This is a genomic window from Geobacillus subterraneus, assembly GCF_001618685.1.
GTDB classification, from domain to species: Bacteria; Bacillota; Bacilli; order Bacillales; family Anoxybacillaceae; genus Geobacillus; species Geobacillus subterraneus.
Map to the genome: position 1 here is coordinate 1052195 of NZ_CP014342.1, position 14579 is coordinate 1066773.

The 14579-nt window shown below is 53.3% G+C and carries 13 protein-coding genes, 1 rRNA gene and 1 pseudogene; 12 read left to right on the forward strand and 3 right to left on the reverse strand.

The window, feature by feature from the left end; genetic code table 11:
• The first annotated feature begins 144 nt into the window (after positions 1-144).
• The 7 genes and pseudogenes from GS3922_RS18320 to GS3922_RS05260 form a co-directional block, all read left to right on the forward strand.
• Complete coding sequence (locus tag GS3922_RS18320; RefSeq protein ID WP_255396844.1) at positions 145-267, forward strand: hypothetical protein; 123 nt, start codon at positions 145-147, stop codon at positions 265-267.
• 228 nt (positions 268-495) lie between these two features.
• Positions 496-1170, forward strand: coding sequence for a response regulator transcription factor (locus GS3922_RS05240; RefSeq protein ID WP_063165505.1), 675 nt, complete (start codon positions 496-498; stop codon positions 1168-1170).
• A complete protein-coding gene (locus tag GS3922_RS05245; protein WP_063165506.1) occupies positions 1167-2564 on the forward strand; it encodes a HAMP domain-containing sensor histidine kinase in 1398 nt (465 codons plus the stop codon). The genes GS3922_RS05240 and GS3922_RS05245 overlap by 4 nt, the downstream gene beginning before the upstream one ends.
• A gap of 16 nt (positions 2565-2580) precedes the next feature.
• Positions 2581-2736, forward strand: a complete 156-nt coding sequence (locus GS3922_RS17810; protein WP_168157874.1) for a hypothetical protein — start codon at positions 2581-2583, stop codon at positions 2734-2736.
• Positions 2737-2751: 15 nt separating this feature from the next.
• Entirely contained in the window at positions 2752-3318 is a 567-nt protein-coding gene (locus GS3922_RS05250) for a glycerol-3-phosphate responsive antiterminator (RefSeq protein WP_063165507.1), read from the forward strand.
• A 179-nt stretch (positions 3319-3497) separates the two neighbouring features.
• Positions 3498-5174 carry a glycerol-3-phosphate dehydrogenase/oxidase gene (locus tag GS3922_RS05255; RefSeq protein WP_063165508.1) on the forward strand — a complete coding sequence of 559 codons (1677 nt, stop codon included), beginning with the start codon at positions 3498-3500 and terminating at the stop codon, positions 5172-5174.
• Positions 5175-5336: 162 nt separating this feature from the next.
• Positions 5337-5639 (forward strand): annotated as a pseudogene (locus GS3922_RS05260) (glycoside hydrolase family 36 N-terminal domain-containing protein); the annotation flags it as partial.
• 21 nt (positions 5640-5660) lie between these two features.
• Here the strand turns inward: GS3922_RS05260 and GS3922_RS05265 are convergent.
• On the reverse strand, positions 5661-6443 hold the full coding sequence (locus GS3922_RS05265; protein WP_063165510.1) for an EcsC family protein: 783 nt from the start codon (positions 6441-6443) through the stop codon (positions 5661-5663).
• A gap of 159 nt (positions 6444-6602) precedes the next feature.
• Between GS3922_RS05265 and GS3922_RS05270 the strand changes: the two genes are divergently transcribed.
• From GS3922_RS05270 to GS3922_RS05285, 4 genes are read left to right on the forward strand one after another with little or no spacing between them, the layout of a single operon-like run.
• Positions 6603-7787 (forward strand): galactokinase, encoded by a 1185-nt coding sequence (locus GS3922_RS05270; RefSeq protein WP_063165511.1) that lies wholly within the window; start codon positions 6603-6605, stop codon positions 7785-7787.
• On the forward strand, positions 7784-8770 hold the full coding sequence (galE, locus tag GS3922_RS05275) for a UDP-glucose 4-epimerase GalE (protein ID WP_063165512.1): 987 nt from the start codon (positions 7784-7786) through the stop codon (positions 8768-8770). Before GS3922_RS05270 ends, galE begins: the two co-directional genes overlap by 4 nt.
• A 2-nt stretch (positions 8771-8772) precedes the next feature.
• Positions 8773-10299, forward strand: coding sequence for a UDP-glucose--hexose-1-phosphate uridylyltransferase (galT, locus tag GS3922_RS05280; RefSeq protein ID WP_063165513.1), 1527 nt, complete (start codon positions 8773-8775; stop codon positions 10297-10299).
• Positions 10300-10355: 56 nt separating this feature from the next.
• The gene (locus GS3922_RS05285; RefSeq protein ID WP_063165514.1) at positions 10356-11375 is read left to right on the forward strand and encodes a LacI family DNA-binding transcriptional regulator; all 1020 of its coding nucleotides are present in this window, start codon (positions 10356-10358) and stop codon (positions 11373-11375) included.
• Positions 11376-11392: 17 nt separating this feature from the next.
• Here the strand turns inward: GS3922_RS05285 and GS3922_RS05290 are convergent, their stop codons facing one another.
• Both GS3922_RS05290 and GS3922_RS05295 read right to left on the reverse strand, forming a co-directional pair.
• A complete protein-coding gene (locus GS3922_RS05290; RefSeq protein WP_063165515.1) occupies positions 11393-11836 on the reverse strand; it encodes an Hsp20/alpha crystallin family protein in 444 nt (147 codons plus the stop codon).
• Between the two features lie 83 nt (positions 11837-11919).
• Positions 11920-12192 carry a hypothetical protein gene (locus GS3922_RS05295; RefSeq protein WP_063165516.1) on the reverse strand — a complete coding sequence of 91 codons (273 nt, stop codon included), beginning with the start codon at positions 12190-12192 and terminating at the stop codon, positions 11920-11922.
• A 792-nt stretch (positions 12193-12984) separates the two neighbouring features.
• Here GS3922_RS05295 and GS3922_RS05300 point away from each other — a divergent pair.
• Positions 12985-14541: ribosomal RNA gene (locus GS3922_RS05300) — 16S ribosomal RNA — on the forward strand.
• Positions 14542-14579: the final 38 nt, after the last annotated feature.

Sequence of the window (14579 nt, forward strand, 5' to 3'; positions counted from 1 at the left end):
AGCCATTGATCGGCAATGCGATTCACTTTCAATGTATGTACGGAAAACAAAAAAGTCACTCCGCGTTTTTTAGCGTTTTTTCATGTGGATTTCATTTGCAGCGGATATAATGACTCCACTGCCGATGAGGGAGGGAGCAGTGCCATGCATTGGATTCACTGGCTTTTGACATTGTTTTTCTCCGGAACTGCCGTGTCGCTTCTTTCCTATCAAGCGTTTGAAATCGTTCAAGCCATCGTTGATTGGTTTGTTGACCGCCACTCGTAGCCGGAATCTCCATCTGGACAGCGGTTGAAGCGTGCGCCCGGCCTAGTTTGGCAAAAGGCATGCGAAGGCGGGCGGCTGTTTGAGAACCCGCCCGAAGCGAGGCGGCCAAAACAGCCGCCTGTTTCATTTCGACAGCCGATTGCCGCCGACGACGGGCTGTTTTGTAGTAAAATGAATGTAAGGCCGGCGCAGGGAAAAGAAATAGACGCAGGAGAGGAGGAACGGACGATGAACGGACGGATCTTGCTGATGGAAGATGAAGCGGGATTGGCCCGATTTTTGGAGCTTGACTTGACACATGAAGGATTCGATGTACATGTGTGCGGCGATGGGCGCGAAGGGCTTGAACTCGCTCTTTCGGAACCGTGGGATCTCATTTTGCTTGATGTCATGCTGCCGAGTTTAAACGGCATGGAAGTTTGCCGCCGCGTTCGGGCGGCGAAATCGACGCCGATCATTATGATCACGGCGCGCGACAGCGTATTTGACCGCGTCATGGGGTTGGATAACGGAGCGGATGACTATATCATCAAGCCGTTTGCCATTGAAGAGCTGCTCGCCCGCATTCGCGCTTTGTTTCGCCGCGTTCACCCTGAACCGGGCGGACAAGTGTTGGCGTTTAAAGACTTAACCGTTGATGTGCAGGCGCGCACGGTCAAAAAAGGGGATGCGTTTATTGAGTTGACGAAACGGGAATACGATTTGCTCGTCGCCTTTATGCAAAATATCAATGTCGTGTTGACGCGCGACGTGCTGCTTGAGAAAGTATGGGGGTTTGACACCGAAGTGGAGACGAACGTTGTCGACGTCTATGTCCGCTATTTGCGGCAAAAGCTTGACGAACATGATAAAGAGCGGTACATCCAAACGGTGCGCGGGGCAGGATATGTGATGCGGCCATGAAGCGGCTTCGCCTCCATCGTCTGTCGTTGAAAGGGAAGCTGACCGTTTTATCCGCTGGGGCGATTTTTATCACGTATTTTGTTTTTACGTTTTTGCAATACCATATTGTGCGGCAATGGCTGCTCAATGAAGAAGAAAAAGCGATGGAACAAACGGTGGCGGAAATTGAAACTTATTACGCCGAAAAACGTAATGTATCATGGGAAGATATTCGCCGCAGCCGTTCGTTTCTCGAAAAACTGAACGAGCGCTATCAGCTCATTCGCGTCACCGACCGCGACGGCAACATCATCGTCTCGGTTTCCAACAGCGCAGCGGTGTCGCTGTGGCCGGGCGGCGTGCCTGACAAGCTGAAAATGGATGAACACTTCATCAACAATGAGCAGTTTTTGCTGCTTCGCCAACCGCTTCATGTCGGAAACTTGTCCGGGACGATTGAAATTGCCCGTCGGCTGACGAAATTCCAACAAGTGACGAACACGATGTTTGTCATCATGACGGTGATCGGCTTGGCAGCCATGGCAGCGAGCGCGCTCGCCGGACGGCTTGTGGCGCAAAGCTTCATTCAGCCGTTGAAAACGTTGGCAAAAACGATGGCCGACATCAAAAACAACGGGCTGAAGCAGCGCATCGATGTGCCTTCAGCGCGCGACGAGATCGCCGAGCTCATGCAGATGTTCAACAGCATGATGGACGAAATTGAACGTTCATTTGCCTTGCAGCGGCAGTTTGTTGGGGATGCGTCTCATGAATTGCGGACGCCGCTCGCCATTTTGCAGGGCCATCTTTCTTTGTTGCAGCGATGGGGCAAGCACAATCCAGAGATTTTGGAAGAATCGCTTGAGGCGGCGGTGAAAGAGGCGGAACGGTTGAAGCGCCTCGTTCTTGAGCTGCTTGACCTATCGCGCGCCGAGGCGATGGAAGTGCCAAAAGAGATCGCGCCCATTGATGCCGCCGCGGTCATCGGGCAAATCGTGAAAAATTTCCGCGTCTTGCATCCGGATTTTCAATTTATTGTTGACCAACCGGAGAAACCGCTGGCGCGTGTGGCGATCGCAAAACATCATTTTGAACAATTGCTGTTCATTTTGCTTGACAATGCGGTAAAATATTCTCAACGGGTCAAAAAAATCGCTCTTTCGCTGCGCGAGGAAGGATCGTTTGTCACGGTGGCCATCCGCGATTATGGCATCGGTATCCCGCAGGAAGAACTGAAAAACGTCTTTTTGCGTTTTTATCGCGTCGACAAGGCGCGCAGCCGCGAACAGGGCGGCGCCGGGCTCGGTCTTTCGATCGCCAAGGAAATGATCGATAAATACGGCGGGCAAATTACGATGGAAAGCGAAGTCGGCCGAGGAACAACGGTTAAGCTCGCCATTCCGAAAGCGGAATAGGAGAGGAGTTGAGACAATGGGGCATCTTCACGAAGAAGAGGCGGCAGGCAAAAAAGCCATTCATCATGTCGTCGAGAAGTTCCGCAAGCGCGGGGTGAAAATTGCGACATGCAAACCGCGGACAATGATGTCGCTGTCGTGCTTAGACGAGGTCGATAAAATGAGAGGATAGACTGGGGAGAACGCCATGGAAATAAGACAACCAATTGTTCCGGCTATGAAAACGATGAAGCAGTTTGATGCCTTTTTGGCGAGCGGCTACGAAATCGGGGTGCTGCTCGAAGTACATATCGCCCAGCTAAAAAGCATCTTCGATTATGCGCGCCGGCACGGCAAGCGGCTCATCATCCACGCCGATTTAGTGCAAGGGCTGAGCCATGATGAACATGCGGCGGAATACCTTTGCCAAGAGTTTCGCCCGCATGGCCTCATTTCGACGAAGGCGAGCGTCATTATGAAGGCCCGGCAAAAGCACGTCCTCGCCGTGCAACGCATCTTTTTGCTTGATTCGCACGCTTTAGAGAAAAGCTACCAGCTGATTGCCAAAACAAATCCCGACTATATTGAAGTCATCCCGGGCGCAATGCCCCACATCATCCGCGAGGTGAAGGAGCGGACCGGGAAGCCGATTTACGCCGGCGGGCTCATTCGCACCCCGGACGATGTCAAGCAGGCGCTAGAAGCCGGCGCCGCGGCGGTGACGACGTCAAACGAAGCGCTCTGGCGCCACTACGACCGGCACCGCGACGGGTAAGACGATGGAAATCGTTGATGCGTTGCGCTAGCCAAACGGGCGACGATCTGTTATAATAAAACCAACAAGTTAATTATCAGTCAGGAGACATGGAGAGACCATGCATACATGGTAGGCAGAACGCTTATCGTGTTTGTCATGGTCTCTTTTTGTCTTTTTTCAACTGGAGGGAGCGATCAATGATGTTTTCAAGCAGACGGCGGAGTGAGTTGTTGAACGCCATGGGTGAAAAAACGTACGATGTGCTTGTCATCGGCGGGGGAATCACTGGCGGCGGCATCGCTCTTGATGCCGTTTCGCGCGGCATGCAAACAGCGCTTGTCGAAATGCAAGATTTCGCCGCCGGGACGTCGAGCCGCTCGACGAAGCTCGTTCACGGAGGCTTGCGCTATTTAAAACAATTCGAAGTGAAAATGGTCGCCGAAGTCGGGCGCGAACGGGCGGTCGTTTACGAAAACGGCCCGCACGTTACGACGCCGGAATGGATGTTGCTGCCGATTTACCGCGGCGGGACGTTCGGCAAATGGAGCACATCGGTCGGCCTTTGGTTGTACGACCGGCTGGCCGGCGTGAAGCGGAGCGAGCGGCGGACGATGCTTAACGCTAGTCAGACGTTGGAAAAAGAACCGCTCTTAAAGCGCGATGGGCTCCTTGGCGGCGGCTATTACGTCGAATACCGGACCGATGACGCCCGCCTGACGATTGAAGTGATCAAAAAAGCAGTCGAGCTTGGCGCCGACGCTGTCAACTATACGAAAGCAGAACAGTTTTTATACGATGACCGCGGCCGCATCACTGGCGTCCGTTGCCGCGACATGCTGAGCGGGCGGACGTATGACATCCGCGCCAAAACCGTCGTCAACGCCGCCGGGCCCTGGGTCGATACATTGCGCGACAAAGACGGCTCGAAAACAAATAAGCGGCTCCAGCTCACAAAAGGCGTCCACCTTGTCATCGACCAAAAACGGTTTCCGCTCAAACAGGCGATTTATTTTGACACACCGGACGGCCGCATGGTGTTTGCCATTCCGCGCGATGGAAAAACGTATGTCGGCACGACCGATACGTTTTACGACGGTGACCCCGCCCATCCGACGATGACGGAAGAAGACCGCGATTATTTATTGAAAGCCATCGAGTATATGTTCCCATCGGTCGGCATCACCGCCGCCGATGTCGAATCAAGCTGGGCCGGCGTCCGCCCGCTCATTTATGAAGAGGGGAAAGATCCGTCGGAAATTTCCCGGAAAGACGAAATTTGGACATCGCCGTCCGGGCTCATTACGATCGCCGGCGGCAAGCTGACCGGCTACCGGAAAATGGCGGAAACGGTCGTCGATCTTATCGCCGAGCAACTAGCCAAAGAAGAGGGAAAAACGTTCCGGTCGTGCCAGACGAAACAGCTGCCGATCTCCGGCGGCGATGTCGGCGGCTCGCACCGATTGCCAGCGTTCATTGCCAAAAAAGCGGAGGAAGCAGTGCGTTACGGGCTGACAAAAGAAGAAGGGGCGCGGCTCGCGAAACAATACGGCACGAACGTGGACCGACTGTTTGTTTTAAACAGGCAATACGACCGCTCGGCCGGCTTAACGCGGGAGACGTTTATCCGCCTCGTTTACGCGATCGAGGAAGAAATGGCCGTCAAACCGACCGACTACTTCATCCGCCGCACCGGTGCGCTGTTGTTTGACATCGATTCGGTTCGCCGGGAAAAAGAAGCGGTCATCGCGTTCATGGCCCGCTATTTGCGCTGGACAGGGGAACAGACGGCAACGTATGCGAAAGAACTGGAACAAGCGCTGCGCCAAGCGGTGTTGGCAGAAGAAGGTGATGATCGGAGGATTGTGAATAAATAGAAGGAAGGGAAGAGACAGGCGTCCGCTAAAGAGGTGCTTCATATCAACTAGCGTACGAACACGGGCGCTTTTTGCTAGATTTTTACGTAAAATTTTCGTAAAATGAAGAAAAGATAAAGGCGGGGGAAGTGGATGGCGATTACCTATAATCCGTAAACGAAGCTGTTTCATTTGCAAGCGAGCAAAGCAAGCTATATCATGCGCCTTTTCCGCTCTGGCTATTTGGCGCACGTGTATTGGGGAAAAGCGGTGCGCGATTGGCACGTTGCGCGGGTATTTCCGCGGCTAAACCGCGCCTTTTCTCCCAACCCCAATCCATCCGATCGTACGTTTTCGCTCGATACGCTGCCCCAAGAATATCCAGCCTGCGGCAACACCGATTTTCGCGCTCCGGCGTATCAAGTGCAGCTTGAGAATGGTTCGACGGTGACCGATTCGTGCCACACAACGCACCATATTTACAAAATCAATTGAACCCGGTGTCGTCTAGACATCGGGTTCGAACTGTTTCAGCTTTTCGATGATGCGCCGTTTCCGGTATAACATTTTCCCGGCTTCGGCGATCTCTTCCATAAACGATTTGTTAAACAGCGAACCGAAAATCACGCCGATGATCGGCACGGCCTGAAATAGCTTTTTCCACCCGTATTGGTCGCGGAACGTCATGATTACTTCGCGCCAGCCTTGCAGCTCGGAAAAGACATGCCCGCGCTGGCTGGAAAAGGAAGAAATCTCGTCCAAAATCGCCTTTTTCCCGACGATGTCCGCCGCGACAAACTGTAAGCATTTGACAACAAAAATGCGTTCTTGTTTTTCGTTCGGGTCGTATCCATAGATGATGGCGATCTCCTGCAGCGTTTTCAACGCCAGCCCGAGCAAAGCAGGGATGTCCACCGCCAGCGTCAGCGCCCCGCCAATCCCGGTCGCCGCTCCTTGCAGCTGGGCGAACGTAACGCGCGCATCGATCAACTCGTCGCAGGCGCGATCCATCGTCGCAAGCGGCAAATACGGCACTTCCTCGAGCGACGTGACACCAAGACGTTCCAATACGCGCTCTTTCTTCACTAAGTATTTCCCGCCGTTTTGAATATAGCCTCCCAACTCGTCAAGCAGCTGCCCGAGCTTTCGATGAACAATTTTCGGCGTCAGCTTGTCGAGCACTTGAAACGGCAAGCGCCCGAGCTTTTCCCAAAACCAGAGGTCTTTTTGGGAGTGTTCCCAAGCGGTGATGGCATCAAGTTCTTGTTTCAGCGTTTGTCGAGCTTCCATTCCGCTCCGCCTCCTTTTTATATAAGGTGAATAAATACTCGAATGATTATACGTATTAAAAAAGATTGTGTTTCACGATTGATTTTTAATAAAATATTTACTAAAATATTTACCAAGGGAGTAATGACCTAATTTTACTTTAACAAGGAGGCCCCTTTCATGATCTCCACGTTAAAACAGCAATTTATCGAACGTTTCGGCGGGCTAGGCGAAGATATCCGCCTGTTTTTCGCCCCCGGCCGCGTCAATTTGATCGGCGAGCATACGGATTACAACGGCGGGCATGTGCTGCCGTGCGCGCTCGAGATCGGCACGTATGCGCTTGTCCGGCAAACGAAAGAGCCGCTTGTGCGGCTGTACTCAACAAACTTTCCGGAAACCGGCGTCATTACTGTCTCGTATGATGACTTGTCATATCGGCACGAGCATAGCTGGGCGAACTACCCGAAAGGGATCATCGCCGCGTTTCAAGCGCTCGGCCCGCTGGAGGCCGGATTGGACATTTTGTATGAAGGCACGATCCCCAACGGTGCGGGGTTGTCGTCGTCGGCGTCGATCGAGCTTGTGACGGCCGTCGCCTTAAACATCTTGTTTGCGCGGCAGCTTGGCCAATTGGAGCTTGTGAAAATGAGCCAGAACGTAGAAAATAACTATGTTGGCGTCCATTGCGGCATTATGGATCAGTTTGCCGTCGGCATGGGGAAACAAAACTCGGCGATCTTATTAAACTGCCAAACGCTTGAGTACCGCTATTTGCCATTGGTGCTTGACGACTGTGCCATCGTCATCGCGAACACGAACAAAAAACGCGGCCTGGCGGACTCGGCGTACAACGAGCGGCGGGCGACGTGCGAAGCAGCGCTTGCCAAGTTGCAAAGCGTGCGCAACATCGCCTCGCTCGGTGAGCTGACGAGCGCAGAGCTCGATCGATATGCTCATCTTCTTTCCCCGCTCGAACAAAAACGGGCCCGCCATGCGGTGACGGAAAACGAGCGGACGCTTGCGGCGGCTGCGGCGCTTGAGCGGGGAGACCTCGGTCGCTTTGGCGAGCTGATGAAGCAGTCGCACGTGTCGCTGCGCGATGACTATGAAGTGACGGGCATCGAACTCGATACGCTTGTCGAAGCGGCATGGGCGCACGAAGGAACGATCGGGGCGCGCATGACCGGAGCCGGGTTTGGCGGCTGTACGGTGAACGTGGTGAAAAAAACATCCGTTCAAGATTTCATTGAACAAGTCGGAACGACGTACGCTGAAAAAATCGGCTATGAAGCGAGCTTTTATGTCGTTGACGTTGGTGACGGGGCGCGCGAACTGACAGAAATGGAGGAGATGTGCCGATGATTTTGATTTGCGGCGGGGCAGGCTATATCGGCAGCCATGCCGTGTACCGTTTGCTTGAAAAAGGGGAAGAGGTCGTTGTTGTCGATAACTTGCAGACGGGGCACAAAGAAGCGGTGCATCCGGATGCACGGTTTTGCCAAGGGGATATTCGCGACCGCGGCTTTTTGCGCGAGGTGTTTCGCCAGCACGACATTGAGGCGGTCATCCATTTTGCGGCCAATTCATTAGTTGGCGAAAGCATGGAAGAACCGCTGAAATATTACGACAACAATGTGTACGGCACACAAGTGCTGCTTGAAGTGATGAAGGAGTTTGATGTCAAACAAATTGTTTTTTCTTCCACTGCCGCGGTGTATGGGGAGCCGAAACAAATCCCGATCGTCGAAACCGATCCGACAGAACCGACGAATGCGTACGGGGAAACGAAACTGGCGATGGAAAAAATGATGAAATGGGCGGATCGTGCCTACGGCATTCGTTCGATTTCGCTTCGGTATTTTAACGTTGCCGGGGCGTATGGCACAGTGATCGGTGAGGATCACCATCCGGAGACGCATCTGATTCCGTTGATCTTGAAAGTGCCGCTCGGCCAGCGCGAGGACATTTCCATTTTTGGTGATGATTATGATACGCCAGACGGCACGTGCATCCGCGATTACATTCATGTGCTCGATCTTGTCGATGCCCACGTTTTGGCGCTTCATAAACTGCGGAACGGAGCGGCCAGCGACGTGTACAATTTAGGCAACGGCAACGGGTTTAGCGTCAAAGAAGTGATTGAAGCGGCACGGCAAGTGACTGGGCATCCGATCCCGGCCCGCGTCATGGCACGGCGTCCGGGTGACCCTGCGAGACTTGTCGCGTCATCGGAAAAAGCAAAGCGCGAGCTTGGCTGGGAGCCCAACTGTCCGTCCATTACGGACATTGTCGCGTCGGCATGGGAATGGCATAAAGCGCGGCCAAACGGCTATCGGGGTGTGTGACAATGGAAACGATTTTTGCGGCCATTGAACAACTGATTCATTATGCCAAGCAGCGAGGTCTGTTAGCGCCGGAAGATGCGGTGTACGCGCGCAACCGCCTGCTGGCAACGCTTCGACTCACCGAATGGCAGCCTGTCGAGGTCAAGGATACTCCCTTGGCCTCGCCGGCTCCAGTGCTGGATGTCATCATCGATTGGGCGCATGAGCAAGGATTGTTGGAAACGAATACAACGACCGAGCGCGATAGATGGGATGCAAAGCTGATGGATTGCGTCATGCCGCGGCCGTCGGAAGTGATTCGCGCCTTTTACGAGCGGTATCAGCGCGATCCGCAAGAGGCGACCGACTGGTTTTATTCGTTGAGCCAATCGTCCAACTACATCCAAACGGCGCGCATCGCTCAAAACCAGCAATGGAAAGTGCCGACCATCTACGGCGAATTGGATATCACCATTAATGTGGCGAAACCGGAAAAAGACCCGAAGGAAATCGCCAAAATGAAAGAAGCACCGTCATCCTCGTACCCGAAATGTGTGTTGTGCAAAGAAAACGAAGGGTATGAAGGAACGTGGGGCCATCCTGCCCGCTCCAATCATCGCGTCATCCCGATCACGTTATTGGGCGAGCAGTGGTATTTTCAATATTCCCCTTATGTGTATTACAATGAACATTGCATCGTCTTCCACGCCGAGCATGTGCCGATGAAAATGGAGCGGAAGACGCTTGAGCGTTTGCTTGACTTCGTGGAACAGTTTCCGCACTATTTCATCGGCTCGAACGCCGACTTGCCGATTGTCGGCGGCTCGATTTTAACACACGATCATTTTCAAGGCGGGCGCTATCCGTTTGCGATGGAAAAAGCGGAGATCGAGGACTACATTTCCCTTCCTTCGTTTCCGTCACTGACGGCGGGGATCGTCCGCTGGCCGATGTCGGTGATCCGTTTAACAGGGGCGAAAGAGGACGTGCTAGAGGCGGCGGTGCGCCTGTATGAGGCGTGGCAGGCGTACAGCGATCCAAGTGTCGAGATTATCGCTTGCAGCGGCGATGTTCCGCACAACACGATCACCCCGATCGCCCGCCGCCGCGGCCATTCGTTTGAGTTGGACATCGTTTTGCGCAACAATCGGACGTCGGTGGAACATCCGTACGGCATTTTCCATCCGCATGAGGAACTGCATCATATCAAAAAAGAAAATATCGGCTTGATCGAAGTGATGGGGTTGGCGGTGCTGCCCGGCCGACTTGCCGCGGAGCTCGAGATGTTGGCCGACTACCTTGTACATCGGACGAAAAAAGAAGATTGGGATGAGACGATGCTTAAACATTGGGATTGGTGCGAAGCCATTCGTGCAGCACATCCGGATATTACCACAAGCAATGTCCGCGACATTTTACGGTATGAAGTCGGGCAGCGATTTGTGACTGTTTTGGAGCATGCGGGAGTATTTAAACGGGACGAGCGAGGGAAAGGAGCGTTCCGTCGCTTTCTCAGCCATGCGGCCGAAAGCATGTCGTCCTTTGTATAAACGCGGCGAAAAAACGCGTTTCATATGAAACATAAGGAAGGGACCGCAAACAGACTATGGCCACGTTAAAAGAAATTGCCGAAAAAGTCGGCGTCTCGGTCGCGACCGTGTCGCGTGTGCTTAACTACGATACAACGCTATCCGTCTCGGATGAGACGAGAAAACGCATTTTTGAAGTTGCCCAAGAGCTGAACTACAAAACATTGCGGGAGCGAAGCCAGCAGGCGCGGGAATCGTTTCGCTTCGGACTCATTCACTGGTATTCCGAACGCCAGGAAATCGATGACCCGTATTATATGGCGATTCGCCTTGGAGTAGAAAAAGAATGTTTTGAGCGCGGCATTGAATTAGTGAAACTGTTTAAGCAGCATGGCGCTTACCCGATTGAACGGATGGAGGCGCTTGATGGCATCATCGCGGTCGGGAAATTCGGGCCGAACGAAGTGAGCGCCTTTGCCCGAGGGGCGAAGCAAATCGTGTTCGTTGACTGCTCGCCTGATGAACGTCGGTTTGATTCGGTCGTCATCGACTTGCGCCAAGCGACGATTGCGGTGTTGGACTACTTGCTTCAGTTGGGGCACACGAAAATCGGGTATATCGGCGGCCGTGAATATGTCGACGGGGAAACGCCAATTCGCGATGAGCGCGAAACAGCGTTTTACGAATATTTATATTTGAAAGGGATGTACGATTCGCGTGATGTACGGATTGGCGCCTTTACCGCCGAAGATGGCTATCGGCTGATGAAAGAGGCGATTGCCAAAGGGGACTTGCCGACGGCGTTTTTCATCGCCAGCGATTCGATGGCCATCGGCGCCTTGCGTGCGTTGCATGAGGCGGAGATTGCCGTTCCTGAAGACGTAGCGATCGTCGGGTTCAATGACCTTCCGACCGCGGCCTTTCTCCATCCCCCGCTTTCGTCGGTGAAAGTGTATACCGAGTTTATGGGGGAGACAGCCGTTGAATTGCTAATCGAACGGTTGACGACGAAGCGAACGATTTGCAAGAAAGTTGTCGTGCCGACCGAACTGATCATCCGCGCCAGCAGCGAGGCAAATGGAAAAGGGAGACAATGACTGTCTCCCTTTTGTCATTAATGAAATTCAATGTCGACGCGCTTTTTCGTTCCCGCCGTCGTTTTCGGGATATGGATATCGAGCACGCCGTTTTTGTATGTCGCGCGAATGTTTTCCGTCGCCGCATCGGCTGGCAGCGCGATCGAGCGCTGGAAGCGGCCAAAGAAGCGTTCGCGCCGGTGCATTTGTTCCTCTTTGACATCATGATGGCGTTGAATCGTGCCGCTGATCGTTAACATATTGTTGTTTACGTCAATATGCACATCTTCTTTTCGCTCAAGCCCCGGCAAATCGCATGAAACGACGTACTCGTTGGCCGTTTCATGCATGTCCATGCGCGGCATCCAGTGCTGTTCGTCCATATGGGCAAACAGCGACGGAAAATCGCTTGTAAAAAAGCGGTTCATATCGCGGCGGATCGATTCCAAATGGCGGAACGGGTCATACGGAATTAACGCCATAGCTGCTTTCCTCCTTAAACATGAAATGGTTTTCCGTTCAGTAGTGTGAGCTGTATTTCCTTGATTTATGTATGATTGGCTTGTCATTGTTCCATTGCCGTCAAATACGCTTGAATCAGCGCAATTTTCATGTCATTCGGCAAGTCAGAGGAGGCTACTCGTTTAACGGCGTAATAAAACTTCACCTCGGGCGTCTGCCGTACGCGCGGATGCGTCCACTCATCGCGCAGCTCTCGGGTGATCATTTCATATAGAAGAGACTTGCTTTCCTCCTCATCGAGCGATTCCGACGTCAGTGACCGGTTCGGCCAAAGGCGGCGATAGGCGTCAAGCAGTACAGAAAACGGATGATCCATCGTGATCTTTTTCCTCCTTAGCGCAGTTGTTCGCTGTCGGTCATTCATGATTTGCCGAAATTCTTTCCTTATTATATCATACGGCGGTCGAGGCGATGCCTGCGAACTTTAAGCGTAAAAAGAGCGGCGCTTGCCTGCAAAAAGGTTCATGAACAAATTCCGTTTCCTGATCTATAGGGGAAAGACAGGGAGTCGTGGCTGTAAAACGCCATCTTTATCATACGCGGATGGCTGCTCGTCAGCCGGAGAGGTTTGCATATGGTTTTAACCGTTATTTCCAGGTACGAAACGGATCTCCGCTTTATTAAAAAAGTAGTTGACATAAAATCGAATCGTATATATAATAAAAAACGTCGTTTCGATCGATGCCGAGAAGCGATGATCAAATGGCTGTGAAACAGAGAGACTACAAAAAAAGTTATTGACAAATAATAAAGATTGAGTATAATAAATAATTGCCGCGACGGAACAAGCGCGGCAATGAAAAGAGCCATACACAAAACAACAATAAAACAGCAGTTGACATTTTGAGAGAATGGTTTATAATAATAAATGTCGTGATAAGGTTGCATTCCTTGTTCCTTGAAAACTGAACGAAACGAAGCGCAACGAAAAGCTGAGGCCGCCCGCCTATCGGCGAAACGCGCTGGAGGGCCTGCGAGGAGGTTATCGCCGCCGCAGCAGGACCGAAGCGTCGCGAGCCGATGGCGGCCGAAGCTAGACAATTCGAAAAGTGGAGGCCGCTTGACACGTTTGGTGTCGGCGCCGAAGCTTACAAAGCCAATCAACTTTCTTTTGGAGAGTTTGATCCTGGCTCAGGACGAACGCTGGCGGCGTGCCTAATACATGCAAGTCGAGCGGACCGAATGAGAGCTTGCTCTTGTTTGGTCAGCGGCGGACGGGTGAGTAACACGTGGGCAACCTGCCCGCAAGACCGGGATAACTCCGGGAAACCGGAGCTAATACCGGATAACACCGAAGACCGCATGGTCTTCGGTTGAAAGGTGGCCTTTGGCTGTCACTTGCGGATGGGCCCGCGGCGCATTAGCTAGTTGGTGAGGTAACGGCTCACCAAGGCGACGATGCGTAGCCGGCCTGAGAGGGTGACCGGCCACACTGGGACTGAGACACGGCCCAGACTCCTACGGGAGGCAGCAGTAGGGAATCTTCCGCAATGGACGAAAGTCTGACGGAGCGACGCCGCGTGAGCGAAGAAGGCCTTCGGGTCGTAAAGCTCTGTTGTGAGGGACGAAGGAGCGCCGTTTGAACAAGGCGGCGCGGTGACGGTACCTCACGAGAAAGCCCCGGCTAACTACGTGCCAGCAGCCGCGGTAATACGTAGGGGGCGAGCGTTGTCCGGAATTATTGGGCGTAAAGCGCGCGCAGGCGGTTCCTTAAGTCTGATGTGAAAGCCCACGGCTCAACCGTGGAGGGTCATTGGAAACTGGGGGACTTGAGTGCAGGAGAGGAGAGCGGAATTCCACGTGTAGCGGTGAAATGCGTAGAGATGTGGAGGAACACCAGTGGCGAAGGCGGCTCTCTGGCCTGTAACTGACGCTGAGGCGCGAAAGCGTGGGGAGCAAACAGGATTAGATACCCTGGTAGTCCACGCCGTAAACGATGAGTGCTAAGTGTTAGAGGGGTCACACCCTTTAGTGCTGCAGCTAACGCGATAAGCACTCCGCCTGGGGAGTACGGCCGCAAGGCTGAAACTCAAAGGAATTGACGGGGGCCCGCACAAGCGGTGGAGCATGTGGTTTAATTCGAAGCAACGCGAAGAACCTTACCAGGTCTTGACATCCCCTGACAACCCAAGAGATTGGGCGTTCCCCCTTCGGGGGACAGGGTGACAGGTGGTGCATGGTTGTCGTCAGCTCGTGTCGTGAGATGTTGGGTTAAGTCCCGCAACGAGCGCAACCCTTGCCTCTAGTTGCCAGCATTCAGTTGGGCACTCTAGAGGGACTGCCGGCGAAAAGTCGGAGGAAGGTGGGGATGACGTCAAATCATCATGCCCCTTATGACCTGGGCTACACACGTGCTACAATGGGCGGTACAAAGGGCTGCGAACCCGCGAGGGGGAGCGAATCCCAAAAAGCCGCTCTCAGTTCGGATTGCAGGCTGCAACTCGCCTGCATGAAGCCGGAATCGCTAGTAATCGCGGATCAGCATGCCGCGGTGAATACGTTCCCGGGCCTTGTACACACCGCCCGTCACACCACGAGAGCTTGCAACACCCGAAGTCGGTGAGGTAACCCTTACGGGAGCCAGCCGCCGAAGGTGGGGCAAGTGATTGGGGTGAAGTCGTAACAAGGTAGCCGTACCGGAAGGTGCGGCTGGATCACCTCCTTTCTAAGGGGAAAAGCGAAGGCCGCCCGCCTATCGGCGAA